Annotated in this window: 18 protein-coding genes and 1 tRNA gene; 6 read left to right on the plus strand and 13 right to left on the minus strand. The window is 61.6% G+C overall.

Annotated features, from left to right (window positions below; translation table 11 throughout):
- Positions 1-2: 2 nt before the first annotated feature.
- Positions 3-2,645 carry a DUF1156 domain-containing protein gene (locus LPA44_RS09655; protein ID WP_230889380.1) on the plus strand — a complete coding sequence of 881 codons (2,643 nt, stop codon included), beginning with the start codon at positions 3-5 and terminating at the stop codon, positions 2,643-2,645.
- Between the two features lie 2 nt (positions 2,646-2,647).
- Entirely contained in the window at positions 2,648-3,037 is a 390-nt protein-coding gene (locus LPA44_RS09660) for a hypothetical protein (RefSeq protein WP_230889381.1), read from the plus strand.
- A 31-nt stretch (positions 3,038-3,068) separates the two neighbouring features.
- On the opposite strand, the gene LPA44_RS09665 is transcribed toward LPA44_RS09660, so the two are convergent.
- From LPA44_RS09665 to LPA44_RS09685, 5 genes are all read right to left on the minus strand, one after another.
- Positions 3,069-3,647, minus strand: a complete 579-nt coding sequence (locus LPA44_RS09665) for a PadR family transcriptional regulator (RefSeq protein WP_230889382.1) — start codon at positions 3,645-3,647, stop codon at positions 3,069-3,071.
- 81 nt (positions 3,648-3,728) lie between these two features.
- Positions 3,729-4,193, minus strand: coding sequence for a hypothetical protein (locus tag LPA44_RS09670; protein WP_230889383.1), 465 nt, complete (start codon positions 4,191-4,193; stop codon positions 3,729-3,731).
- Between the two features lies 1 nt (position 4,194).
- Entirely contained in the window at positions 4,195-6,213 is a 2,019-nt protein-coding gene (locus LPA44_RS09675; protein WP_230889384.1) for an AAA family ATPase, read from the minus strand.
- Positions 6,214-6,369 carry a MotA/TolQ/ExbB proton channel family protein gene (locus LPA44_RS09680; RefSeq protein WP_230889385.1) on the minus strand — a complete coding sequence of 52 codons (156 nt, stop codon included), beginning with the start codon at positions 6,367-6,369 and terminating at the stop codon, positions 6,214-6,216.
- Between the two features lie 9 nt (positions 6,370-6,378).
- Entirely contained in the window at positions 6,379-7,800 is a 1,422-nt protein-coding gene (locus tag LPA44_RS09685; RefSeq protein ID WP_230889386.1) for a DEAD/DEAH box helicase family protein, read from the minus strand.
- Positions 7,801-7,920: 120 nt separating this feature from the next.
- On the opposite strand from LPA44_RS09685, the gene LPA44_RS09690 reads away from it, so the two are divergent.
- Positions 7,921-8,274, plus strand: coding sequence for a hypothetical protein (locus tag LPA44_RS09690; RefSeq protein ID WP_230889387.1), 354 nt, complete (start codon positions 7,921-7,923; stop codon positions 8,272-8,274).
- A gap of 240 nt (positions 8,275-8,514) precedes the next feature.
- Here the strand turns inward: LPA44_RS09690 and LPA44_RS09695 are convergent.
- The 3 genes from LPA44_RS09695 to LPA44_RS09705 all read right to left on the minus strand — a co-directional run bounded on the left by LPA44_RS09695 (position 8,515) and on the right by LPA44_RS09705 (position 10,740).
- Positions 8,515-8,587, minus strand: a tRNA-Arg gene (locus tag LPA44_RS09695).
- Between the two features lie 51 nt (positions 8,588-8,638).
- On the minus strand, positions 8,639-9,994 hold the full coding sequence (locus LPA44_RS09700) for an MATE family efflux transporter (RefSeq protein WP_230889472.1): 1,356 nt from the start codon (positions 9,992-9,994) through the stop codon (positions 8,639-8,641).
- A 164-nt stretch (positions 9,995-10,158) separates the two neighbouring features.
- Positions 10,159-10,740: a 2Fe-2S iron-sulfur cluster-binding protein gene (locus LPA44_RS09705; RefSeq protein ID WP_230889388.1), complete on the minus strand. Its 582-nt coding sequence runs from the start codon at positions 10,738-10,740 to the stop codon at positions 10,159-10,161.
- 93 nt (positions 10,741-10,833) lie between these two features.
- On the opposite strand from LPA44_RS09705, the gene LPA44_RS09710 reads away from it, so the two are divergent.
- Complete coding sequence (locus LPA44_RS09710; protein ID WP_230889389.1) at positions 10,834-11,415, plus strand: DJ-1/PfpI family protein; 582 nt, start codon at positions 10,834-10,836, stop codon at positions 11,413-11,415.
- A gap of 6 nt (positions 11,416-11,421) precedes the next feature.
- On the opposite strand, the gene LPA44_RS09715 is transcribed toward LPA44_RS09710, so the two are convergent.
- Both LPA44_RS09715 and LPA44_RS09720 read right to left on the minus strand, forming a co-directional pair.
- Positions 11,422-12,333, minus strand: a complete 912-nt coding sequence (locus tag LPA44_RS09715; protein ID WP_230889390.1) for a decarboxylating 6-phosphogluconate dehydrogenase — start codon at positions 12,331-12,333, stop codon at positions 11,422-11,424.
- Between the two features lie 92 nt (positions 12,334-12,425).
- Positions 12,426-14,276 carry an ABC transporter ATP-binding protein gene (locus LPA44_RS09720; RefSeq protein ID WP_230889391.1) on the minus strand — a complete coding sequence of 617 codons (1,851 nt, stop codon included), beginning with the start codon at positions 14,274-14,276 and terminating at the stop codon, positions 12,426-12,428.
- Positions 14,277-14,370: 94 nt separating this feature from the next.
- Between LPA44_RS09720 and LPA44_RS09725 the strand changes: the two genes are divergently transcribed.
- Positions 14,371-14,595: a hypothetical protein gene (locus tag LPA44_RS09725; RefSeq protein ID WP_230889392.1), complete on the plus strand. Its 225-nt coding sequence runs from the start codon at positions 14,371-14,373 to the stop codon at positions 14,593-14,595.
- Here LPA44_RS09725 and LPA44_RS09730 read toward each other — a convergent pair.
- From LPA44_RS09730 to LPA44_RS09740, 3 genes are all read right to left on the minus strand, one after another.
- Entirely contained in the window at positions 14,592-15,443 is an 852-nt protein-coding gene (locus LPA44_RS09730; RefSeq protein WP_230889393.1) for an ABC transporter ATP-binding protein, read from the minus strand. The two genes, LPA44_RS09725 and LPA44_RS09730, sit on opposite strands and share 4 nt — an antisense overlap.
- Before the next feature lie 2 nt (positions 15,444-15,445).
- Positions 15,446-16,567 carry a FecCD family ABC transporter permease gene (locus LPA44_RS09735; protein ID WP_230889394.1) on the minus strand — a complete coding sequence of 374 codons (1,122 nt, stop codon included), beginning with the start codon at positions 16,565-16,567 and terminating at the stop codon, positions 15,446-15,448.
- A 105-nt stretch (positions 16,568-16,672) separates the two neighbouring features.
- Positions 16,673-17,830 carry an ABC transporter substrate-binding protein gene (locus LPA44_RS09740; RefSeq protein WP_230889395.1) on the minus strand — a complete coding sequence of 386 codons (1,158 nt, stop codon included), beginning with the start codon at positions 17,828-17,830 and terminating at the stop codon, positions 16,673-16,675.
- 254 nt (positions 17,831-18,084) lie between these two features.
- Here LPA44_RS09740 and LPA44_RS09745 point away from each other — a divergent pair, with 254 nt between their 5' ends.
- Positions 18,085-20,724 carry a valine--tRNA ligase gene (locus tag LPA44_RS09745; RefSeq protein WP_230889396.1) on the plus strand — a complete coding sequence of 880 codons (2,640 nt, stop codon included), beginning with the start codon at positions 18,085-18,087 and terminating at the stop codon, positions 20,722-20,724.
- The last annotated feature ends 42 nt before the right edge of the window (positions 20,725-20,766 follow it).

The following is a 20,766-nucleotide window of genomic DNA, read 5'->3' on the forward strand; positions in this document are numbered from 1 at the left end:
TTATGGAATCCTGGGAAAAACTACCGCTGAACCTGATGGACGAACTGGCCGAAAAAGAGACCTATCGCCGGGACATTTATCGCCCGATCTACTCGCTGCACAAATGGTGGGCTCGTCGACCTGGTTCGACCTTCCGGTGTCTCGGACTCGCTGCATTCTCGGATGAAACCATTACGAAAAATGATATCCTCACCGAGCGAAACAGTGGATCACACGATGGACTGTATCTTGACTCGTATCACGATGAGTTCAATCCGAACGACGAACACCTTGACCGGGATGTGACGGTCCTCGACCCCTTCGCGGGCGGGGGTACGACGCTGGTCGAGAGCAATAGGTTGGGTGCGGACGTCCTCGGCTACGAGCTCAACCCGGTCGCGTGGTGGATTGAGAAGAAGTCGATGGATGACGTAAATCTTGATGCCCTCGAACATGAGTTTGACCGGATTCTAGAGGAAACCCGCGACGAACTCGGTGACTATTACACCACGACCGATCAGGCGACGGGTCAGGAGTGTGAGGTACTCTACTATCTGCAATCGCAGCGAATTCCCTGCTTGACGTGCAACGAGGAGGTTCAGTTGTTCCCGCGATATCAGTTGGCGAAGACGAAGGCAACCCGACCGGGCGTCCTCTATTGTCCGAATACGGACTGTGACGACCGCATCATCGAGCTGGATGGTCGTGATAAAGGCCTCGAAGCGGGTACTACGGTGTCTACCGATAGGGGGCGTTCAGCGACAGTCTCCGAAGACGGGAACGAAATCTGCCAGAACTGTGGCCACGAGTTCGATCCAAACGACGGGACCTACGGATACGGGAAGTACACCTGCTCAAATGGTCACAAGCACGACGTCAAGGAGACGCTCCAGCGTCTCGATGAACGCCCGACGTTTGAACGATTCGCCCTCCAGTACGTCGATCCGCATGGAGACAAGCGGATCAAGGAGTTCGGGGAAGAGGACGCTGAACGTGTACGAGAAGCGGGGGAAAAATTCGAGGCCCTCCGTGAACAACTCCCACTCCCAAGCCAAAATATTCCAACTGGTGACAAGACTGGAGCACTCCTAAATTACAACTATGAACGGTTTACCGACCTATTTACAGACCGGCATTTGCTGACGCTCGGGCTTCTGCTCAACAAAGCATGGGATGTCCGAAATAAAGATATCGACAATGCGGATGCCCAGAACATCGCCGAATTCTTGGTCACAGCCATCTCTGGTGCGATTGAGCGAAACAACCAGCTAAGTAAGTGGGATTACGGGGCGACGCGGGCCAACAGTATTTTCGTCAGACATGCGTACGTACCTCGGGTCCAAACAGTAGAAGCGAATCCCCTCACAGATCATCTTGCCAGCCTCTCCGCTTCGTTCGGCAAGGTGAAAAGAGCAAAAGAGTACTGTCAGCGCCCTTTCGAGAAGATCAAGAACCGCAAGAAGGGGCACGTCGAGCAGTTCTACGTCGATAGCGAGGACGTCAGTGAAGACCGCGTAGTTGATCTGCACTGCAAGACGGCCGAGCGAATGGACGAGGATGACGAGTCCGTTGATTACGTCATTACGGATCCACCGTACTATGATAACGTCCAATACTCGGAGCTCTCCGATTACTTCTATGTATGGCTGCGGGAGTGTCTTCAGGACGAACACGAGGAGTTCCAGCCCGACCTGGTACCGAAGGCCCGTGAGATCGTCGCGAACAACAGCGCCAATAAGGGCGAAGAGTTCTTCGTGGAGTCGCTGGCTAACGTCTTCTCGGAGTGCCATCGTGTGCTGAAACAGGACGGTGAGATGGTGTTCACATACCACCACAATGAGAACGAAGCGTGGTCCGTCATCCTTGAGGCCCTCGTGCGGAGTGGATTCACGATCACCGGCGCGTATCCCGTCCAATCCGAGATGCCGAACAATCCCCACATTTCCGACCTGGACAATGCGGAGTACGACATACTTGTGTACGCGAACAAGGAACAAGCGGACGAAGAGATTACGCTCACAGAACTCCAGCAAAACCTATTCTTCGAACTCCAAGATATGGCCGATGAGGAGCGTGAACGCCACGAAGATCTATCTAAAGCCGACCTCGGCGTAATTCTCCGCGGAAAGTGCATGTACTACTACTCCAAGCACTACCCGAACGTCTACTCAGAAGGGGAGCAAGCTGGTATCGACGAGGCCTTAGAAACAGTCGACTCCATCATAGAGCAGGCTCTTGAGGGATCCGTCAACCTCCCCCAGAGCATCGATCCTCTGACCCAGGCCTACGCGGCATTCTACCAGCGCGGCTGGGAGGAGTACGACGAACTGAACAAGCACCTCCTTGCGAAGAACCTCAACGTCAGCGACCTTGAGGACGAGAAGCTTGTCAAAGGACCGCGCAACAAGAAAGAACCCACCACCGCTGACGAACGAATCCACTACATCGAGAGTAAGCTCAACAAGAATGGAAAAGGCGCAGACGCGCTGCTCGATATTGACAAAGTCCAGTACCTCTACCACCTGTACAAGACGGATCAAAACACGGTTGAGTACCTCAAGGAATGGAAGAGCGACGACCTCGAAGACCTCGCCGACTTCCTGGCCGACGTCACGAACGACGACAGGTATGAAAGCGTCATGGAGATGGGGCTGTCCCAGTTCTGACCATGCCACTCCACCAGGGATACAACGTCGTAACGGATCGCCTAGCCGACACCGACAGCGAACTCGCCGCGCTGGAGTTCTTCCGGCTCGCTGGACGCGACGCCGACATCGAAACGCCAGTGACGGTGACCGGTATCGAGGACCTGCTCTACAACGCCGAGGAAGGCGATCGAAGTAGAGTCCTCTCGGAACTGCGGCAGACACTTCGGCAGACCAACTCGTTAAACGCCGGGGATGCGGTTCAGTTCCTAATTGATGGTCAGATCCACGATGCGGCAGAGTTTCAGGTGCGGATCGAACGAAGCGGGGAGGGGGTTTACCTGGACGTCGGACAGCTATTCGTCGAAGAGCCGAAAAGCATCAGTGCGGATCAAGCCGTAGCGAGGAAATAAGGGGAGCAATCCAAAGTTCGTCGGGAGTATTTCAATTCCCGTCGGTCTCCTTGCTGCCGGCCAAGTCGTCGAAATCGCCCATCAGATCACTCACGATATCCGACTCATTCTGTTCTTTACCACTCTCGTCTTGACCCTTGCCAGAAGTATTCCGGGATGCTGCTGAACGCGGGGACGAGCTGTTGTCAGCATCATCAGAATTTGTCCCGTCAGGAATTTGATCTGTTAGGTTCTTCGTCGGCCCTCCGTCCTCGGACAGTAGAGTTTCCTGCCACCGCCGACGCAGTATCAGTTGAAATTGCGCCTTCTCTGTTAGACGGTATCCATTGCTCCTTCCGTCGATACTGAACTTGTCAACGAACCCCTGCTCAACAAGTTCGTCGAGGTTAGGATACAATCGCCCATGGTTAATCGAATCGTCATAGTACTGTTCTAATTCACCCATTATTTCGGTCCCCCGAGCTGAGTCCATCCCGCCAATAACAACCAACAGATCTCGCTTGAATGCAGACAATTCAGCATAATTTGTTTGGTCGATTTCAGATGCCACTAGTTCGTGCTCTTCGGAATCACCCGCAAAATCCTGGTTTTCAGACTCGTGGTTTTCCATTTTCCTGAGAGGGCGTTAGCGGTATCTATACGGCTCCATTTCGTGGCCATAGATAAGAAAATAGTACATCAATTACCCCGATCATTCTGATGGACTGAGACTGCTGACCTCCTTTTCAATCTGTTCGAGGACGCCAATTCGCTCTTCAGCTCCATCTTTGTCGCGCTGGTCTTGGAGGAACGTGACGAGATTATCCAATTCGTCCCCCGGTTTGTCGATAACTTCTCGCTTGATAATTCGAGCACCTCCCGCGCCGTAACTGGTGAGCACGTCGATCTGGAGCTCTGGGTCAAAGATAGCATCCTCATCCCCTGAGTGAGCGTAGGCGAGCGATGCAGCAATCACGGAAAGACGCTGATTCTGGTCGATGTAATTCCATCGCATCTCGCCGTCTTCATCGTGATTCTCGATCCAGCGGTCTCGATCGTAACCCACGCTTGCGGCGAAAATCAAGAACCGAGTTCTCGACTCGAAAATCGCATCTTTCCCTGCCGCGAGTTGCTCTACTGCCTCGTTCCGTTCGTAGAAGAATGTTGCTGGGGGCATGCTACTGTCCACCGTGTTCCGTGACGATTTCAGTGTACTCGTACTCGATACTGGGATCTTCCGAGGGATCGTGGTATTTTAAATAGTAGCGCTCGCCAGCGACAGCATCCATCTCGCCGGCGACCTCTTCTGTCCACTGGCTCTGTGTCACGAGTAGAACGACTTGTTCCGCCATCCTCGGGAGTACCGAACTCACACGTTGCTGATAGTCTGGGTCTAAGTATCCGAACGGGGAGTCCATAATCATCGGATAGATACCCCCCGTGAAGTAGACCGCCTCCTCCTCAGAGTTGTATCGTTCTCGAGCGAGTGACACCAGAGACGCGATGAATGAGAGACTCGCCACCTGACGTTCACCGGTAGACTTGGCAACTGGGACCGTCTCTTCCGAGCCGATATCTTTCAGAATCTGCAGGGAGTAATCATCGTCAATCTGTGCGTAGAAGTCCTTCGCGATGATCTCTTGGAAAATATCGTTGACTCGGTCGTTGACGCTCGACCGCACGTCTTCCTGATATTTCTGGAAGAGATTGTCGATTCGGTCGTAGAGGTACTCAGCCATCTGCGCACGCCGCCTGGCCAGATCGGCTTTCTCGTTTTGCTCCTCGGCTTCGTTGATCTCCTCTTTGACGTCGTCGAGGTCGTCGTTGAGATCCTCGATTTGGGTTTCTAAGCCGCCAATTTTTCGCTCGTATCCTGAGACTTCCTCTTTCAGATCCTGTCTACGGTTCTCGAGCTGATTGATATTTTCAGTGTCGAGGTCTTCCAACTGACTTCCGATTTCCGAGATTCGTTCTTCCTTTTGCTGGCAATCGTCAGCTGCCTCACTTCTTTGAGTGAGAAGTTCCTGGATGTCCTCGTATATTTGGTCTTCCTCTGCGGCGATTTCAGAGAGTCGACCAGCGATATTCATCGCCGCCTCTTCCAGTTCAGACGATCCAGCAGCGTTCCGCCACTGCTGAACGTTCTGGTGAGGGGTTGATCCAGGCTCTAGATGTCTGCCGCAGATGCACTCCTCCATCTCCAATAGGTCTTCGACGAATTGCGTTTTTATCTCGGACGGGATTTCCCCCTTATCACGTTTGTTTCGGAGCATTTTCGCCGTCTTCTCGACCGCTGGTGCTGCAAATGGAACGTATCCTGCGTCAGAAATCCTATCACCGATATCGCTATTGATCGACTTGATCTGATCTTTCAGATCGGAAACTTCGTCTTCTAACCGATCCCGTTCCTCCTGCAGTTCACGACTTTCCTCAAGTTCACTCAGACGCTGTCGAACCTCTTCGAGTTCGTCTTCGGTTTTCTTTTTTGAGTCTCGAACGTCATCAAGTTCGTTTTTCAAGGATTCCCGTCGATCCTCTAGGTCATTTCGTGTTTCGTACAGGTCAGAAAGTTCATTGCTTCCGTGTTTCGCCACCTCATCTTCGAACCGTTTTCGTACTGCCTCCAGATGTGTCTTCGCGCGCTCCAGAATGGTGAGGCCCATGATATTCTGAATCGCAGTCTGTATCTTGTCCTGACCACCCAGTGCGGATAGTTCGTCGATGGTCTCACCGTCGAAGAAGAAGATGTCCTGTAGACGTTCTGGCATTATCTGGCGGAGCGAGTCGCTCGCATTGCCGCGTACCTTCCGGTTCCCCGAGTCGTCAATGTATTCGAGATGTAGATCGCTATCAATCTCAGTACCAGCGAAATCGCTGCTCCGTTCGCGCCGAACAGTCTTCGATCGCTTCGCAGTGTACTCGATCCCGTCATGAACGAATTTCAGCGTTACCTCTATTTCAACAGTGCCGCCTGCTCCGGCCTCTGCCATGGCACGTTCACTGGCGATTTGATCGGATTTCGGGAGGGATACCTCACCATAAAATAGCCAAAGAAACGCATTGAGGAGTGTCGTCTTTCCCGAGCCGTTTGCGCCGTGAATAACCGTGACGTTCTTGTCCTGATCTTTGGAGAACGCAATCGATTGCTCACCGTAGAACTGACGGAAGTTTTCTAATTCTATGTAGTCCAGTTCCATCTACTTTATCTCGTCCTCAATGATAGACTGGATGTCGTTGTTGATCCCGAGGGGGTTGTCCATGTGTAGTTTGTCCTCTTCCGCTTGCAGTACTCGCCGCATCGCTCTCCGAATTGTATCTTTGTCAACGCCGTCTGGCGGATCAGTCTGGTTCATTGTGCTATATCATATATCCAGAAGGTTAAAGTCCTTTTTCAGAGTGGCTAACGAACCGGTCCCCGTTGGAATCGATGAGAGTTCCGCATCCGGATGATTTCTTGCCGCGGCGGCGAACGTCGATGCTCGCTGGAGTTCCTTCTGAACGAGCCGGCGCTCAAGATTGAAAATTGAGTCAGGCTCGCCGTGTCGGATGTCCCCTGGAGGGGCGACAATGAAGTCGTGAATGACGGCGAAGTCTTTCGAGGGATGGGGTCGAAGTATTCTACCCCTTCGTTGAACGAATTGCCGGGGATTCGACGAACTGGCGAGAATAAACGCTGTTTCGGTGGCGGGAACATCGACCCCTTCGTCCAAACACCGAATCGCGACAAGCGCATCCAAGACACCCCTCTCAAAGTCTTCGAGAAGTTGTTCTCTTTTATCCTGATCTTCCTCGTAAGTGAATTTGTGTGTTTTCAGACCTAAGTCATGCCCCAGCATCTCGGTAACAGCGTCTAGTTGACGCTTGGTTGCCTCTCCCTCGGCCGCGATCTTCCCATCACTACAATAGACGAGAGTGTGATGAACGTCATCCGTTCGTTGCAGAAGCGACCTAAGTCGGGATAGTTTGTTTTGTGCAGTACCAACTAAGCGTGCTCGCTTGAATAGGAGTTGTTTCAGTTGCTCGTCGTCTTGTAGATCAGCATCACCGATGTCTCCTGAGACGTTCCCCATTCGTTTCCCGATCGCTCTGGAAATAGCGATGTAATCCTCTGATTCTTCGTCAGTCAATTCGACGATATGCGGGACATAGTAGTACTCACAGAGGTGTCCGCCTGCGATGGCTTCCTCGAGACCATATTCGAAAACGATTCCGTTAGAGAAGTATTCCATCACGCTATCCGTCCCTTCGTCATCATACCACCGCTCGGGGGTCGCCGAAAGGCCCAATCTGGCCCGAATCGACTCTGGCAGGTGTTTTCGGAAGTGAGGCGCACCAAGGTGATGGACCTCGTCGCCAATGACCATCGTTCTCGCTCCATCGACTCGGTCTAAGACGTTCTGGAAGTGATTGGAGCAAAAAGTCGCATGAGTAGTAACAATCGCAGTAAAATCTCTGGAGCCGGTTCCAAATTCCGTGAGTTGACTTACTGCTTCGTCCGTCCACGAGTTCCGAGACTGGTACGCCCGAATTGGGGATAAGCCAAAATCGTGGAGTTCAGACACCCATTGATCGACGAGGTGTTGATACGGAGCGGCAATGATCAAAGCGAGCCGATCATTCTGAAGTTCGGCAAGCTCGGCTGCCGCGAGTAGCGACGTGATTGTTTTTCCAGTTCCCGTCGCCATGTGGAGGACCCCCTGCCCCTGGTTACTCAACCATGCATTAACTGCAGCCGATTGGTATTCACGTGGCTCCAACCAGTCGGGAGGGGATAGTCCGGGCATTCAATTCTAACTCTCGGTTGAGCGCCGTATTTCTTCTGGAGGAGCCACTGCAAGTGCCACTACCCAAGCGAAAGTATAAGATTGCGAATATTATGTCTTAGATTATTATAGAGTGTATTAATGCCACTTGGGCATGACATAGAGACAATGACGGGAGAGTATCCAGTCCATTCAGCCATCGACGTCATCGACGGCACCGATGTGTACAAGAACGAGGAGTGGTGGAAAGCCGTAATCGTCTACGAGCGCTACGGACGCAAAGTTGGGGTTTACCTCTGGCACAACGAAGACGGCGACTGGAAACGCAAGCAAAAATACGTAATCCGAGAACAGGAAGATTGGACAAAGGACAAAGCCGCTATTGAGAAGATGGTCCCCCTTCTCGACGAGGAAGCAGACTCTACGTCTGTGTCTGAAGCGGATGGGTCCAAAGTTGACGAGCTGACGGACGAAGCCATGGATACCAGTACGTAATTTCGATGCCTGGTCTGCGGACATCCTGAATTCTCGGCGAAGCCGACCAATTTCTCGCCTTTTCCAACCCGTAGTATCAAATTCCCGTAGCTATATACCAATTCAGCAGTTTGTATCTCACGAACCGCACGATGGCGACGACCCCCGTTCGCAAAGAGAACGGGCGCAGATTCCCAACGGGGAATTGCCTTATATACGCCCCGACGCCGTCTGTTGAATTCGGGCCGCCGGAAAATTGAGCGGGCGCGAAGGGATTTGAACCCCTGACATCTTGGTCCGGAACCAAGTGCTCTGTCCGCTGAGCTACGCGCCCTCGGCGTGTGGTAGCGGGGGCGACGGTATAACGGTTGTGAGTCCGAGTAGGTCAGGCGGCCTCGGACTCGTCGGCGTCGACGAGCGTGCGTTTCCACGTGCCGCGCGTGAACCACACGGCGGCGACGATTGCGCCAGTGATGTTCCCGAAGGCCATCCCGACCCAGATGCCGGTGGCACCCCACGCGAACACGAACGCGAACAGGTAGACCGTGAGGACGCGCCCGATCCACAGCGTCACCATCGAAATCACCATCGCGGTCTTCGTGTTGCCGGCACCGCGGAACGCACCGAGCAGGACCTGGACGACGCCGACGAAGACGAACTCGATGGCGCGGATGCGGACGTACGTCGACCCGTACTCGACGATGGCAGCGGCGTTCTCCGCGCCGGGGCTGAGGAACACCGCGACGATTGGCCGCGGGAAGATGGCGGCGACGATAGCGACCGCGAAGAGGACGCCGGCGGCGACTTTCGCGGCGAGCCAGACGGCGCGCTCGGCGCGCTCGGGCTGTTTCGCACCGAGGTTCTGGCCGACCATCGTGTTCGTGGCGCGGCCGAGGCCCATCGCGGGCAGGAACACCAGCGAGATGAGGCGGTTACCGAGGCCGAACGCGCCGACGACGGCGGGCGCGAACGACGCCACCATCGCGGTGAGCGTAATCATCGCGAGCGCGCTCGTGGACTGCTCGGCGGCGCTGGGCGTGCCGACGCGAACGATGCGGGAAATCATCGAGACGTCGGGCGCGAACTGCGACAGCGAGATGTCGGGGCCGGCGTTCGTGAAGAAGAGGACGTAGACGCCGATGATGGCGGCGACGAGGCGCGCGAAGATGGTGGCGACGGCGGCGCCCGCGATGCCCATCTCGGGGAACACCCACCAGCCGAAGATGAGGAACGGGTCGAGGACGACGTTGAGGGCGACGCTGACGAACATCACGCGCATCGGCGTGCGGGTGTTGCCGTAGCCGCGCATCAGCGCGGAGAACACGAAGAAGCCGAACAGCGCGGGCATCCCGAGGAAGAACACTTCCATGTAGTCGCCGGCCAGCGGCACGACGACCCGGGCGGTCTCGGCCTGCGCCGGCAGCAACGCGAGCATGTCCCGGGTTACGAAGTGGCCGATAATGCCGAGGACCGTCGAGATGGCGACGACGAAGCCCATCGTCTGGGCGGCGACCTTCCCCGCGGAGCCTTCGCTGTCCGCTCCCGTGTACTGCGCGACGAGAATCGAGCCGGCGGTCGTGAACCCGCCGCCGACGGAGATGAGGAAGAAGACGAGCGGGAACGCGAGGCTGATGGCGGCGACGGCGTTCCCGGACAGCCGGCCGAGCCAGAACGTGTCCGCGAGGTTGTACGTCACCTGGAGGAGCTGGATGACGACCATCGGCCACGCGAGCCGAATCATCGGGCCGACGAGGTCGCCCTCGGTGATGCTGCTCGTCGAGCGGGTTTCGGGCACTACGGACCCTCACGAAGCGGCCCGTTTTGAAAACTCCGGCTCGAAGAAAGCCGGCAAACCGCACGAGTTGCCGGCTTACGTGGAAACGCGAGAAGAACGGCGACCGACAGTTACGGCGTCTCGTCGGTCTCGATAGAGAACTCCGCGGTCGGGTAGGCGGTACACGTCAGCATGTACCCCTTCTCCATCTCGTCGTCGCTGAGCGTCTCGTTGTTCGTGTGCCGGACGAGGTCGTGGGAGTCCTCGCCACTGGCGACGCGGCCACCACACGACAGGCACTGGCCCTGACGGCAGGCGTACGGGAGGTCCCAGCCCTCCTCTTCGCCGGCGTCGAGGATGCTCTCGTTGTTCGCGACCTCGATGGTCTCGCCCTCCTTGACGAACTCGATTTCGTAGTACTCGACCTCGTCCTCCGGGATGGATTCGGGGTCGAAGCCTTCCTCTTCCTCGCCCTCCTCCTCGAGTTCGCCTTCCGCAGCGCCGCCCGCGACTGCGCCGGCGCCGCCGCCACCGCCGATGGAGCGGTTGTACGGCTCCGGGAAGTCGGTCTCCGGAACCGTCGAGGCGCGCTGTTCGAGGACCTCGCTGGCGATGTCCTCGGGGACGGGCTTCGGCGTGCCCTTCAGGAAGTGGAGCCCGACGAGCGTGAGCGCCATCCCGAGGCCGAGCAGCAGCCCCAGTGTGTTCACCATGTCCGGCGGTACGGAGAGGTCGCTTAACAGTATTGTGATTGCTCACCGCGCGGCTCCGGGCGAGTTTTGAGGGGGTGGCGCGAACGCCGCCGCATGGACGTCGCGATACTGCTGTACGAGGGGTTCGACGAGCTGGACGCGGTCGCACCCTACGAAGTGTTCCGGACGGCCGCCGACTTCGGCGCGGACCTCGACGCGAGCCTGCAGACGCTCGTCCCGAGCGACCGCGTGACTGCGAGCCACGGCCTCCGCGTCGAACCCGACGACGTGCTCATCGGTACGCCCGACCTCGTGCTCGTTCCCGGCGGCGGGTGGAACGACCGCGGCGAGCACGGCGCCTGGGCGGAAGTCCAGGACGGCACGCTCCCCGAACGCCTCGCCACGCTCCACGAGGGTAGCGCGACCATCGCCACGGTCTGCACGGGTGCGCTCGTCGCCGCGGAGGGCGGCCTGCTGGAGGGACGACCAGCGACCACCCACGAGTCGGCGAAAGACGACCTCGCCGACTACGGCGTGGACGTCCGCGACGAGCGGTTCGTCGACGACGGCGACGTGCTCACTGCGGGTGGCGTCACCGCGGGCATCGACCTCGCGCTCCACGTCGTCGAATGCGAGTTCTCGCCCGAGATTGCCGAGCAAGTGGCAGAAGAAATCGAGTACGAGAACGACTACTGACCGCGTTTATTCGTCTTTTCGAGCAACTTCATGCCTGCCAAAGCCGTACCGCAGCCGGTTCGCTAGCCGCCGCGCGAACCGCCCCTCGCCGTCGCCGCTGGCGCGGGAGTCGAAGCGCTCGGCGAGCGCCTGGTAGATAATCGGGAGCGGTACCTCCTGTTCGAGGCTCTCCTGGACGGTCCACGTGCCCGTGGAGCCGCCGGCGATGTGGTCGGCGACGTCGCCGAGGTCGTTGCCCTCCTCGCGGAAGGCTTCCTCGCAGAGTTCGAGCAGCCACGAGCGAATGACGGCGCCGTTGTTCCACGTCTTCGAGACGGCTTCGAGGTCGAGGTCGTAGCGGCCCTCGTGGAGGAGTTCGAAGCCCTCGCCGTACGCCTGCATGAGCGCGTACTCGACGCCGTTGTGGACCATCTTCACGTAGTGACCCGAGCCCGCGGGCCCCATGCGGTCGTGGCCGTCCGGGCCCGTCGCGACGGCGTCGAAGACCGGGACGAGTTCGTCGTACGCCCACTCGGGGCCGCCGACCATCAGCGAGAAGCCGAGTTCCGCGCCCGCGGGGCCGCCCGAAGTACCGCAGTCGAGGTACGCGAAGTCGTGTTCGTCGGCGCGCCGCGTCGAGTCCTCGAAGTGGCTGTTCCCGCCGTCTACGACCACGTCGTCGCGGCCGAGTTCCGGTGCGAGTTCGTCGAGCGCGGCGTCGACGGGGTCGCCCGCGGGGACCATCAGCCAGATGCGCTTCTCGTCGCCGAGCGCGGTCGCGAGGTCGGGAATCGATTCCGCGGGCGTCGAACCGGCGTCCGCCGCGTCCGCGCGGGCGTCCGCGTCGATGTCGAACGCGACCACGTCGTGGCCCGCGTCCAGACACCGGTCGACGACGATGCGCCCCATGCGACCGAGACCGACAACACCGAGTTCCATACGTCGACCTCCCGGCCGCGGTAGGTAGTGGTTGCGATAAGCGCGGCCGCCAGCAGCCGACAATACCACAGCGACCTGCGAGGAACGGCCGGCTACTCGTCCAGTGTCGTCGTCTGGACGTTCCAGAGGTCGGCGTACCGGCCGCCGCGGTCGAGGAGGTCGTCGTGGGTGCCGCGCTCGGTGATTTCACCGTCCTCGACGACCAGAATCGCGTCGGCGTCCTGGACGGTGGAGAGCCGGTGGGCGATAACGAGCGCGGTTCGGTCCGCGGAGAGGTCGTCGAGGCTCGCCTGGATGCGGCGCTCGGTCTCGGTGTCGACGTCGCTGGTGGCCTCGTCGAGAATTAGAATTTCGGGGTCTTTGAGGATGGCGCGCGCGATGTCGATGCGCTGGCGTTGGCCGCCCGAGAGTTTCACGCCACGCTCACCGACCTCCGTGTCGTAGCCCTCCGGGAGGTCGGCGACGAATTCGTGGGCGTCGGCGGCTTTCGCAGCCTCGACGACCGCCTCGCGGTCGGCGTCGAACTGGCCGTACGCGATGTTCTCCGCGATGGTGCCGTCGAAGAGGAAGGTGTCCTGGCTGACGTAGCCGACGTGCTCGCGGAGGCTCGCCAGCGTTAGGTCGCGGACGTCGTGGTCGTCCACACGAACCGCACCGTCGTCAACGTCGTACAGGCGCAGCAGGAGTTTGCAGAGCGTGGACTTCCCGGCGCCCGTCGGCCCGACGAGCGCGACGGTGTCGCCGGAGTCAGCGTCGAAGGAGACGTCGTCGATGACGGTCTCCTCGGCGTCGTAGCTGAACATCACATCGTCGTAGTCGACGCGTCCGTCGATGTCCCCGAGTTCGACGGCGTCGTCGGCGTCCGTGACCTCCGAGGGGACGTCCATGAGGCCGAACACGCGCGCGGAGGAGGCTTTCGCGTTCTCGTACTGGTCGACGATGTTCGACACCTCCGCAAGCGGCGTGACAAAGCGCTGCGTGAGGAAGATGAACGTGACGAACGCGCCCGGCGACAGCGTCCCCGAGAGGAACAGCGGCGCGCCGTACAGCAGCCAGTAGCCGCCGACCGCGAACGTCACGGCGAAGGAGAGTCCGGCGAGCAGTTCCATGCCGGGGCGGTAGACGTAGCTCAGGCGGAGGACGTCCATCGTGTCCCGGAAGAATCGGTAGGAGGCGTCCGTGACGCGGTCGGTCTCGTGGTCCTCGGCGGCGTTAGTCTTCACGAGTTCGACGCCCGCGAGGCTGTTCTCCAGTTTCGTGTTGAGATTGCCGATGGCCGCGCGCTGGCGCTCGTAGCGGGGTTCCGCGCGCGTCATGAACCACGACGTGAGCACGACCATCAGCGGAATCGCGGACAGCGTGACGACCGCCAGCTGCCAGTTCTCGGCGACGAGGATGGCGGTGATGCCCGCGACCATTATCACGAGTCGGGCGGAGTTCTGGAGCGCGTCGTCGAGGAACACTTCGAGGTTCGAGGCGTCGTTGTTCAGCACGGACATCACTTCGCCGGTCTGTTTGTCGTCGAAGAACGTCATGTCCAGGCCCTGCATCTTCGCGAACGAGTCCGTGCGGACGTCGTGCATCACGCGGTGCGCGAACAGGTTCGCGGTGACGCCGTACGCGTACGTGAACACCGCGGTGACGAGGAACGACCCGGCGATGAGCACCGCCGAGAGTTCGAACAGGGCGACCTCGCTCGTGGGGAACCAGGCCGCGGGCACGAGCGGCAAGTCGTAGGGCGCGTCGCCGGTGAACACACTGTCGATGGCGGCACCGAGCACGACCGGCGGCAGGAGGCTCGCGACGCGCGCGACGACGTTCGCCACCATGCCGGCTGCGAAGTACGGCCATTCGCTGGCGCCGTACTCCCGGAACAGCCGGCCGAGCGGCTGCTCGACGCGGTCGCGGTACTCGTCGAATGCGCTGTCCTCCGTCGCTGGCATTACGGTTCGAAATACCACCGCGCCCGAAGTCGGTTACGGTCGCCACAGTCCGGCGACCACAAGGTTTCAGTCGGCCGCGCGGCGACACGCGGACATGCGCACGCTCCCGGTGGTCCTCGCGGTCGTGCTCGTGAACGACGCCGTCCTCCTGCTGGCGCTGGACGTCGCAGTGCCGACGTGGCTGGTCGTGCTCGGCGCCGCGCTCGCGCTGACGGTGCCGATACTGGTTGCCGTCGGCGCGACCGTGGAGAACGAAGCGCCCTCGCGGGCAGAGTTACAGCGAGACGTCGAGCAGTTGCGCGAGCGCGTCGAGTCCTAGTCAAGCGCGCGGCGCGGAACGATGCGGGGTTCGTCGTCGTAGGAGACGGCGGCGTCGACGTCGAAGACGTCCGCGAGCAGCTGTTCGGTGACGACGTCCTCGGGCGGGCCCCAGTCGTACACTTCGCCGTCGTCGAGCGCGACCAGATAGTCCGCGAAGCGCGCGGCCTGCTGGAGGTCGTGGAGGACGACGCAGACCGTGACGTCGCGTTCCTCGTTGAGCGTGCGGACGACCTCCATCACGCGGAGCTGGTGGTGGAGGTCGAGGTACGTCGTCGGTTCGTCCAGCAGAAGCACGTCGGTGTCCTGGGCGAGCGTCATCGCGACGAACGCGAGCTGCTTCTGGCCGCCGGAGAGCTCCGAGAGCTGGGTGTCGCGGAGGTGGTCGACACCCGCGAGGTCGATGGCGCGCTCGACGGCGTCGCGGTCCTCGTCGGTGAGCGGGTCGAGGAAGCCGCGGTGAGGATACCGGCCGTGGGACGCGAGGTCTTCGACCGTGAGGCCGCCAGGTGCGGCGTTCTCCTGGTCGAGGAGGCCGAGTTCGCAGGCGAGGTCCTTCGCGGGGCGCTCTTGGACGTCGCTGCCGTTCAGGAGCACTGTGCCGGACTCGGGGGACAGCTCCGCTGACAGCCCCTTCAGCAGCGTGGACTTCCCGGAGCCGTTGGGGCCGACGAGCGCCGTCACTTCGCCCTCGGGGATGACGAGGTCGTCGCAGTCGACGACGATGCCCTCGCCGTAGCCGAGTTCGATGCCGGACGCGAGCAGCGCGGCGTCGTCGACCGGGTCCTCGTCGGTGACGTGGTCGGTCGTCGAGTCGGTGCCGGTCGAGACGAGTGGGATGTCTGGCATGGTTAGAACTCCGTGAACGACTCCGTGCGGCGCAACAGCAACAGGAAGTACGGCCCGCCGAGCAGGCCGGTGACGACGCCGACCGGGACCTGCGTCCCGCCGAGCGCGAGCCGCGCGAACACGTCCGCGGTGACGACGAGCGCGGGGCCGGCGAACAGGCAGCCGGTCATCAGCCGGCGGTAGTCGCTGCCGACGAACGTGCGGACCGCGTGGGGGACGACGAGCCCGACGAAGCCGACGAGGCCCGCGACCGCGACTGCGGCGGACGCGGCGACGATGGCGAGCGTGGACAGCAGGAAGCGGATGCGTTCGACGCTCATGCCGAGTGAGCGCGCCGCGCGCTCGCCGAGCAGGAGGACGTCGAGTTGGCGGGCGCTCGCGAGCGCCGCGGGCACGACGACGAGCGTCGGGATGGCGACGGTGCGGGCGTCGGTCCAGTCGACGCCGACGAGCGAGCCGGCGAGCCACGCGACGGCGGTGCGCATCACGCCGTTGCTCTCGATGAAGTAGAACATCCCCGTCTGGAGGCTGTTGAAGATGGTGCCGACGACGACGCCCGCCAGCACCAGGCGGACAGGGGTGGTGCCGCCGCGCCACGCGACGGCGTACACGAGCAGGAACGCGCCGGTGCCGCCGGCGACGGCGGCCAGCGGCAGGAGGTACGCGCCCAGCGAGAACACGAGCGTGAAGACGACCGCGACGCCGGCCCCGGAGGAGACGCCGAGGATGTACGGGCTCGCGAGCTCGTTGCGCGTAATCGCCTGGAAGATGGCGCCGGAGACGGCGAGGTTGAGTCCCACGAACGCGGCGACGAGCACTCGCGGGAGCCGCACGGTCCAGACGACGATGGTGGCGTTTGAGAGCACCGAGAGGTCGGCGTAGACGCCGAGGAAGCGCGCGGCGTTCTCGCCGAGGACGAGCGTCGCGAGCACCTCGGGGTTGGTCCAGACGGCGCGGTCGAACAGCGCCCGGACGGCGATTTCGAAGGGCATCTCGTAGGCGCCGTAGCGTATCTGGACGAGGCCGGCGATAACCATCAGGACGACGCTCGCGCCGATGATGGTGGCGAGTTGGGCGTCGACCTCGGGGAGGAGTGCGTCTCGGACGCGGCGTTGTCGTGTCATCTGTTGGTCCGTGCGGCTGTTTGGAGGCCGCGGCGGTACCGGCGGAGTCACCCGCCGGAACTGCGCTTACCTTTAGGTCGCCCTAAGACTTCAAAAGCGTTCCGTCTACGACGTGGTAATCGTCGCCAGTTCGTCGCGGTCGAACAGTTCGCCCTCGAAGCGCTCGGGGTAGAGCTCCGTGGCGAAGCGCTCGGTGAGGAAGAGGTGCTGAATCGGGCCGAGGTAGATGGGGCCGCCGCGGTAGACGGCGCCCTCCTCGACGGCGGTGATGCGGCTCGCCGTCTCGTGGTTCTGCATGAACGACACGACGGTGTTCTCGAACTCCTCGCGGGTCTTGTCCTCGTGGCCGCGCACGAACAGCGCCTCGGGGTCGAGGTCGAGCAGCGTCTCGTAGTCGATTTCCGAGCGGCTCCCCGTCGAGAGCGCTTCGACGTCGGAGTCGGCGATGGCGTCCTGGACGTTCAGGTCGTGGAAGGACTTCTTGTTCGCGCCCTCGCCGCTGAGGTGGTACGGGGAGAACGACGTGGGCTCGTTACTGCCGCCCCAGACGAGCGCGGCGCGCGGCCCCTCACTGGGCACATCCTCGCCGATGCGCGCGACGAAGTCGTCGTGGAACGTTGAGAACGCCTCGTAGCGCTCGGTCTCTTGGACCGCTTGGGCGACCTTCTCGAAGGCGCCGTACATCGTGTAGTAGTCGTAGTCGTGCCACGCGTCCGTGCGCCGGAAGATGGTGTTGCCGAGGAACGGGCCCGCGCGCTCCTCGAGGAACTGGACGTCCTCGTCGTTCATCTCGAAGACGTTCGTCAGCCAGTTGGGGTCGATGAGGTGGAGGTCGGCGTCGATGGAGAGCAACGTCTCGCGGGAGACGCCCTGGTCGACGAGGTCGACCATCTGGGACTTGTCGACGCTGACGCCGTCGAGTTCCTCGTAGCCGCCGGTGTGGTAGCGGGCCTTCTGTCCGATGGACGCGACGGCGTCGCCGTGGCCGAGCGCGACGAGCATATCCGCGTAGCCGGACGTGTAGACGGCGATGGTCTCGGGGACGCTGTCGAACTCGACTTCACCGACCGGCGTCATCGTGACGCTGTACGACTGGGACTGGGCTTCGGTCGTCTCCTCGGCGCCCGACGTCGTGGCGTCGTCCTCGGTCGCGGGCGCTTCGGTCGTGTCGTTCGTGCTTCCTTCGTTCGGGCTCGCGCAGCCGGCGAGCAGGCCGGCGAGCGTGGCTGCGGTACCGGACTTGATGAACGTGCGTCGTCGCATACTCGTTTAGGTTCGCCTAAAGAATAAAAGAACGTCGGTTTTTCGGCGGGCCTAAACGAACGGCGTCGGCGCGTCGCGGCCCCGGCCGGAGCGGGCGTCGTGCCACGCTCCCACCCGGGACGGGAACCTTTATGGCCGCGCCACCGCTCCGCTGACGTATGCGCGTCGAGCTCGCGGTAGTACGTGTGTAAGCCCTCTTCTCGTCACGAACCGGACACACAGACACGCGACCGCGGCCGACGACCCACCCAGCTATGACGAACATTCCGGACAGCTACGACCCCGACCGCATCGAGACCGAGTGGCAAGACGACTGGCAGGACTCCGACGTCTACGAGTTCGACCCCTCCGAGTCGGACACCCAGTACGTCGTCGACACGCCGCCGCCGTACCCCACCGGGAACCTCCACCTCGGCCACGGCCTGCAGTGGTCGTACATCGACTTCGTCGCGCGCTTCCACCGCCTGCAGGGCGACGCCGTCCTCTTCCCGCAGGGCTGGGACTGCCACGGCCTCCCGACCGAGGTCAAAGTCGAGGAGAACCACGACATCCACCGCACGGACGTCTCCCGCGAGGAGTTCCGCGAGATGTGCGTCGAGCACACCGAAGCCCGCATCTCGGAGATGAAACAGACGATGACCGAATTGGGCTTCTCCCAGGACTGGTCGGCGGAGTTCCGCACGATGGACCCCGAGTACTGGGGCCAGACGCAGTCGTCGTTCGTCGAGATGGCCGACGACGACATGGTCTACCGCGACGAGCACCCCGTCAACTGGTGCCCGCGCTGCGAGACCGCTATCGCGGACGCCGAAGTCGAGAATGTCGACCGCGAGGGCACGCTGTACTACGTCACGTTCGAGGGCGTCGGCAACGACGACATCGAAATCGCGACCACGCGCCCGGAACTGCTGGCGGCCTGCGTCGGGATGGCAGTCGACCCCGACGACGAGCGCTTCGAGGGCCGCGTCGGTGACACGTTCGAGGTCCCGCTGTTCGGCCAGGAGGTCGAACTGCTCGCGGACGACGACGTCGACCCCGACTTCGGGACCGGCGCCGTCATGATTTGTACGTTCGGGGACAAGCAGGACGTCGACTGGTGGGCAGAGTACGACCTCGACCTCCGGTCGGTGTTCACCGAGGACGGCCACCTCACCGAGGAGGCCGGCGACTTCGCGGGGCTGTCCATCGACGACGCGAAGGGCGAAATCGCGGACGCGCTCGACGACGAGGGCTACCTGAACGACACCGAGCCCACCGAGCAGAGCGTCGGCGCGTGCTGGCGGTGTGACACGCCCATCGAGATTCTCTCCAAGGAGCAGTGGTTCGTGGAGGTCGACCAGGACCTCGTCCTGGAGAAGGCCGAGGAGGTCGAGTGGATTCCCGAGCACATGCACGACCGCCTCGTCGACTGGGCGGAGGGCATGGAGTGGGACTGGGTCATCTCCCGGCAGCGCGTCTTCGCGACGCCGATTCCCGCCTGGGAGTGCACGGACTGTGGCCACTGGCACATCGCGGAGCGCGCCGAGACGCCGGTCGACCCCGACGAGGAAGACCCCGCCGTCGGCGCGTGCCCCGAGTGTGGCAGCCACGACTGGCGCGGCGAGACCGACGTCATGGACACGTGGATGGACTCCTCGATTACGCCGCTGCACATCTCCGGGTGGCCCGAGGACATCGACCTCGACGAGTTCGAACCCGTCGGCCTGCGGCCGCAGGGCCACGACATCATCCGCACGTGGGCGTTCTACACGCTCCTGCGGACGGGCGCGCTCACCGACGAAGCGCCGTGGGACGACATCCTCGTTAACGGCATGGTGTTCGGCCCGGACGGCAACAAGATGTCCAAGTCCCGCGGCAATGTGGTCGCGCCCGACGAGGCCATCGAGGAGTACTCCGCGGACGCCGTCCGGCAGGCGCTCGCGCTCGGCGGCCAGCCCGGCAGCGACGTCCAGTTCCAGTGGAAGGAGGTCAAGTCCGCCTCCCGCTTCCTCACGAAACTCTGGAACATCGTGAAGTTCTCCGGCGGACACTTCGACGAGGACACGCCCGACATCAGCGACCCCGCCTACCGGGACGCCGACCGCTGGCTGCTCTCGGAACTCACGCGGGTCGCCGACGAGGTCGAAGCCGAGATGGAGGCGTACCGGTTCGACACCGCGCTTCGTACGCTCCGCGAGTTCGCGTGGGAGGACCTCGCCGACGACTACGTCGAACTCGTCAAGGGACGGCTGTACAACGGCCGGCCGGGCGAGCGTGCCGCCGCCGAGAAGACGCTCTACACCGCGGTTACCGCAGTTGTTCGGATGCTGTCGCCGTTCAGCCCGCACGTCACCGAGGAAATCTGGAACCACCTCCCGGGCACCGAGGGCAGCGTCCACAACGCCGCGTGGCCCGAGGTCGACATGTTCGACGAGGACGCGGAAGTCGCCGGCGAGTACATCGCCGAGACCGCCAGCGAGGTCCGCGCGTGGAAGTCCGAGAACCACATCCCGCTGAACGAACCCCTCGACCGCGTCGAGCTCTACTTCGAGCCCGGCCAGGAGGCGGGCCTCGACACGTACGACCTCAGCGAGACCGTCAACGCCCCCATCAAGCTCGTTGAGGGGCGCCCGGACATCGAACTGGTCCCGGTCGAGGTCGACGCCGACGAGTCCGAAATCGGTCCCGAGTTCCGCAGCGACGCGGGCGCGGTGATGCAGGCCGTCGACGCCGCCGACCCCGCCGAGATTCAGGCGCAGATGCACTCCGGCGACACCGTCACCGTCGACGCCGCCGGCGAGACGTACGAACTCGACGCCGACTGGCTGACCGTCGAGACGGAGTACCACGCCCAGTCCGGCGAGGAAGTCGCGGTCATCGAGACGTCGTTCGGCACCGTCCTCGTCTACGAGTAGGGCGGCCACCACCTTCTACTGGCGCGCGAGAGACCTCGCGAG

This window comes from Halobacterium sp. KA-4 (assembly GCF_021028995.1).
In the GTDB taxonomy this organism is placed as follows: domain Archaea; phylum Halobacteriota; class Halobacteria; order Halobacteriales; family Halobacteriaceae; genus Halobacterium.

What these genes read in the sequence shown, in the direction of transcription:
- LPA44_RS09740 (WP_230889395.1), bottom strand. Translation starts at nt 17,830, where the DNA reads ATGCGACGACGCACGTTCATCAAGTCCGGTACCGCAGCCACGCTCGCC.
- LPA44_RS09690 (WP_230889387.1), top strand. Translation starts at nt 7,921, where the DNA reads ATGCCACTTGGGCATGACATAGAGACAATGACGGGAGAGTATCCAGTC.
- LPA44_RS09660 (WP_230889381.1), top strand. Translation starts at nt 2,648, where the DNA reads ATGCCACTCCACCAGGGATACAACGTCGTAACGGATCGCCTAGCCGAC.
- LPA44_RS09685 (WP_230889386.1), bottom strand. Translation starts at nt 7,800, where the DNA reads ATGCCCGGACTATCCCCTCCCGACTGGTTGGAGCCACGTGAATACCAA.
- LPA44_RS09730 (WP_230889393.1), bottom strand. Translation starts at nt 15,443, where the DNA reads ATGCCAGACATCCCACTCGTCTCGACCGGCACCGACTCGACGACCGAC.
- LPA44_RS09700 (WP_230889472.1), bottom strand. Translation starts at nt 9,994, where the DNA reads ATGATTCGGCTCGCGTGGCCGATGGTCGTCATCCAGCTCCTCCAGGTG.
- LPA44_RS09680 (WP_230889385.1), bottom strand. Translation starts at nt 6,369, where the DNA reads ATGAACCAGACTGATCCGCCAGACGGCGTTGACAAAGATACAATTCGG.
- LPA44_RS09655 (WP_230889380.1), top strand. Translation starts at nt 3, where the DNA reads ATGGAATCCTGGGAAAAACTACCGCTGAACCTGATGGACGAACTGGCC.
- LPA44_RS09725 (WP_230889392.1), top strand. Translation starts at nt 14,371, where the DNA reads ATGCGCACGCTCCCGGTGGTCCTCGCGGTCGTGCTCGTGAACGACGCC.
- LPA44_RS09720 (WP_230889391.1), bottom strand. Translation starts at nt 14,276, where the DNA reads ATGCCAGCGACGGAGGACAGCGCATTCGACGAGTACCGCGACCGCGTC.
- LPA44_RS09715 (WP_230889390.1), bottom strand. Translation starts at nt 12,333, where the DNA reads ATGGAACTCGGTGTTGTCGGTCTCGGTCGCATGGGGCGCATCGTCGTC.
- LPA44_RS09710 (WP_230889389.1), top strand. Translation starts at nt 10,834, where the DNA reads ATGGACGTCGCGATACTGCTGTACGAGGGGTTCGACGAGCTGGACGCG.
- LPA44_RS09745 (WP_230889396.1), top strand. Translation starts at nt 18,085, where the DNA reads ATGACGAACATTCCGGACAGCTACGACCCCGACCGCATCGAGACCGAG.
- LPA44_RS09665 (WP_230889382.1), bottom strand. Translation starts at nt 3,647, where the DNA reads ATGGAAAACCACGAGTCTGAAAACCAGGATTTTGCGGGTGATTCCGAA.
- LPA44_RS09670 (WP_230889383.1), bottom strand. Translation starts at nt 4,193, where the DNA reads ATGCCCCCAGCAACATTCTTCTACGAACGGAACGAGGCAGTAGAGCAA.
- LPA44_RS09675 (WP_230889384.1), bottom strand. Translation starts at nt 6,213, where the DNA reads ATGGAACTGGACTACATAGAATTAGAAAACTTCCGTCAGTTCTACGGT.
- LPA44_RS09735 (WP_230889394.1), bottom strand. Translation starts at nt 16,567, where the DNA reads ATGACACGACAACGCCGCGTCCGAGACGCACTCCTCCCCGAGGTCGAC.
- LPA44_RS09705 (WP_230889388.1), bottom strand. Translation starts at nt 10,740, where the DNA reads ATGGTGAACACACTGGGGCTGCTGCTCGGCCTCGGGATGGCGCTCACG.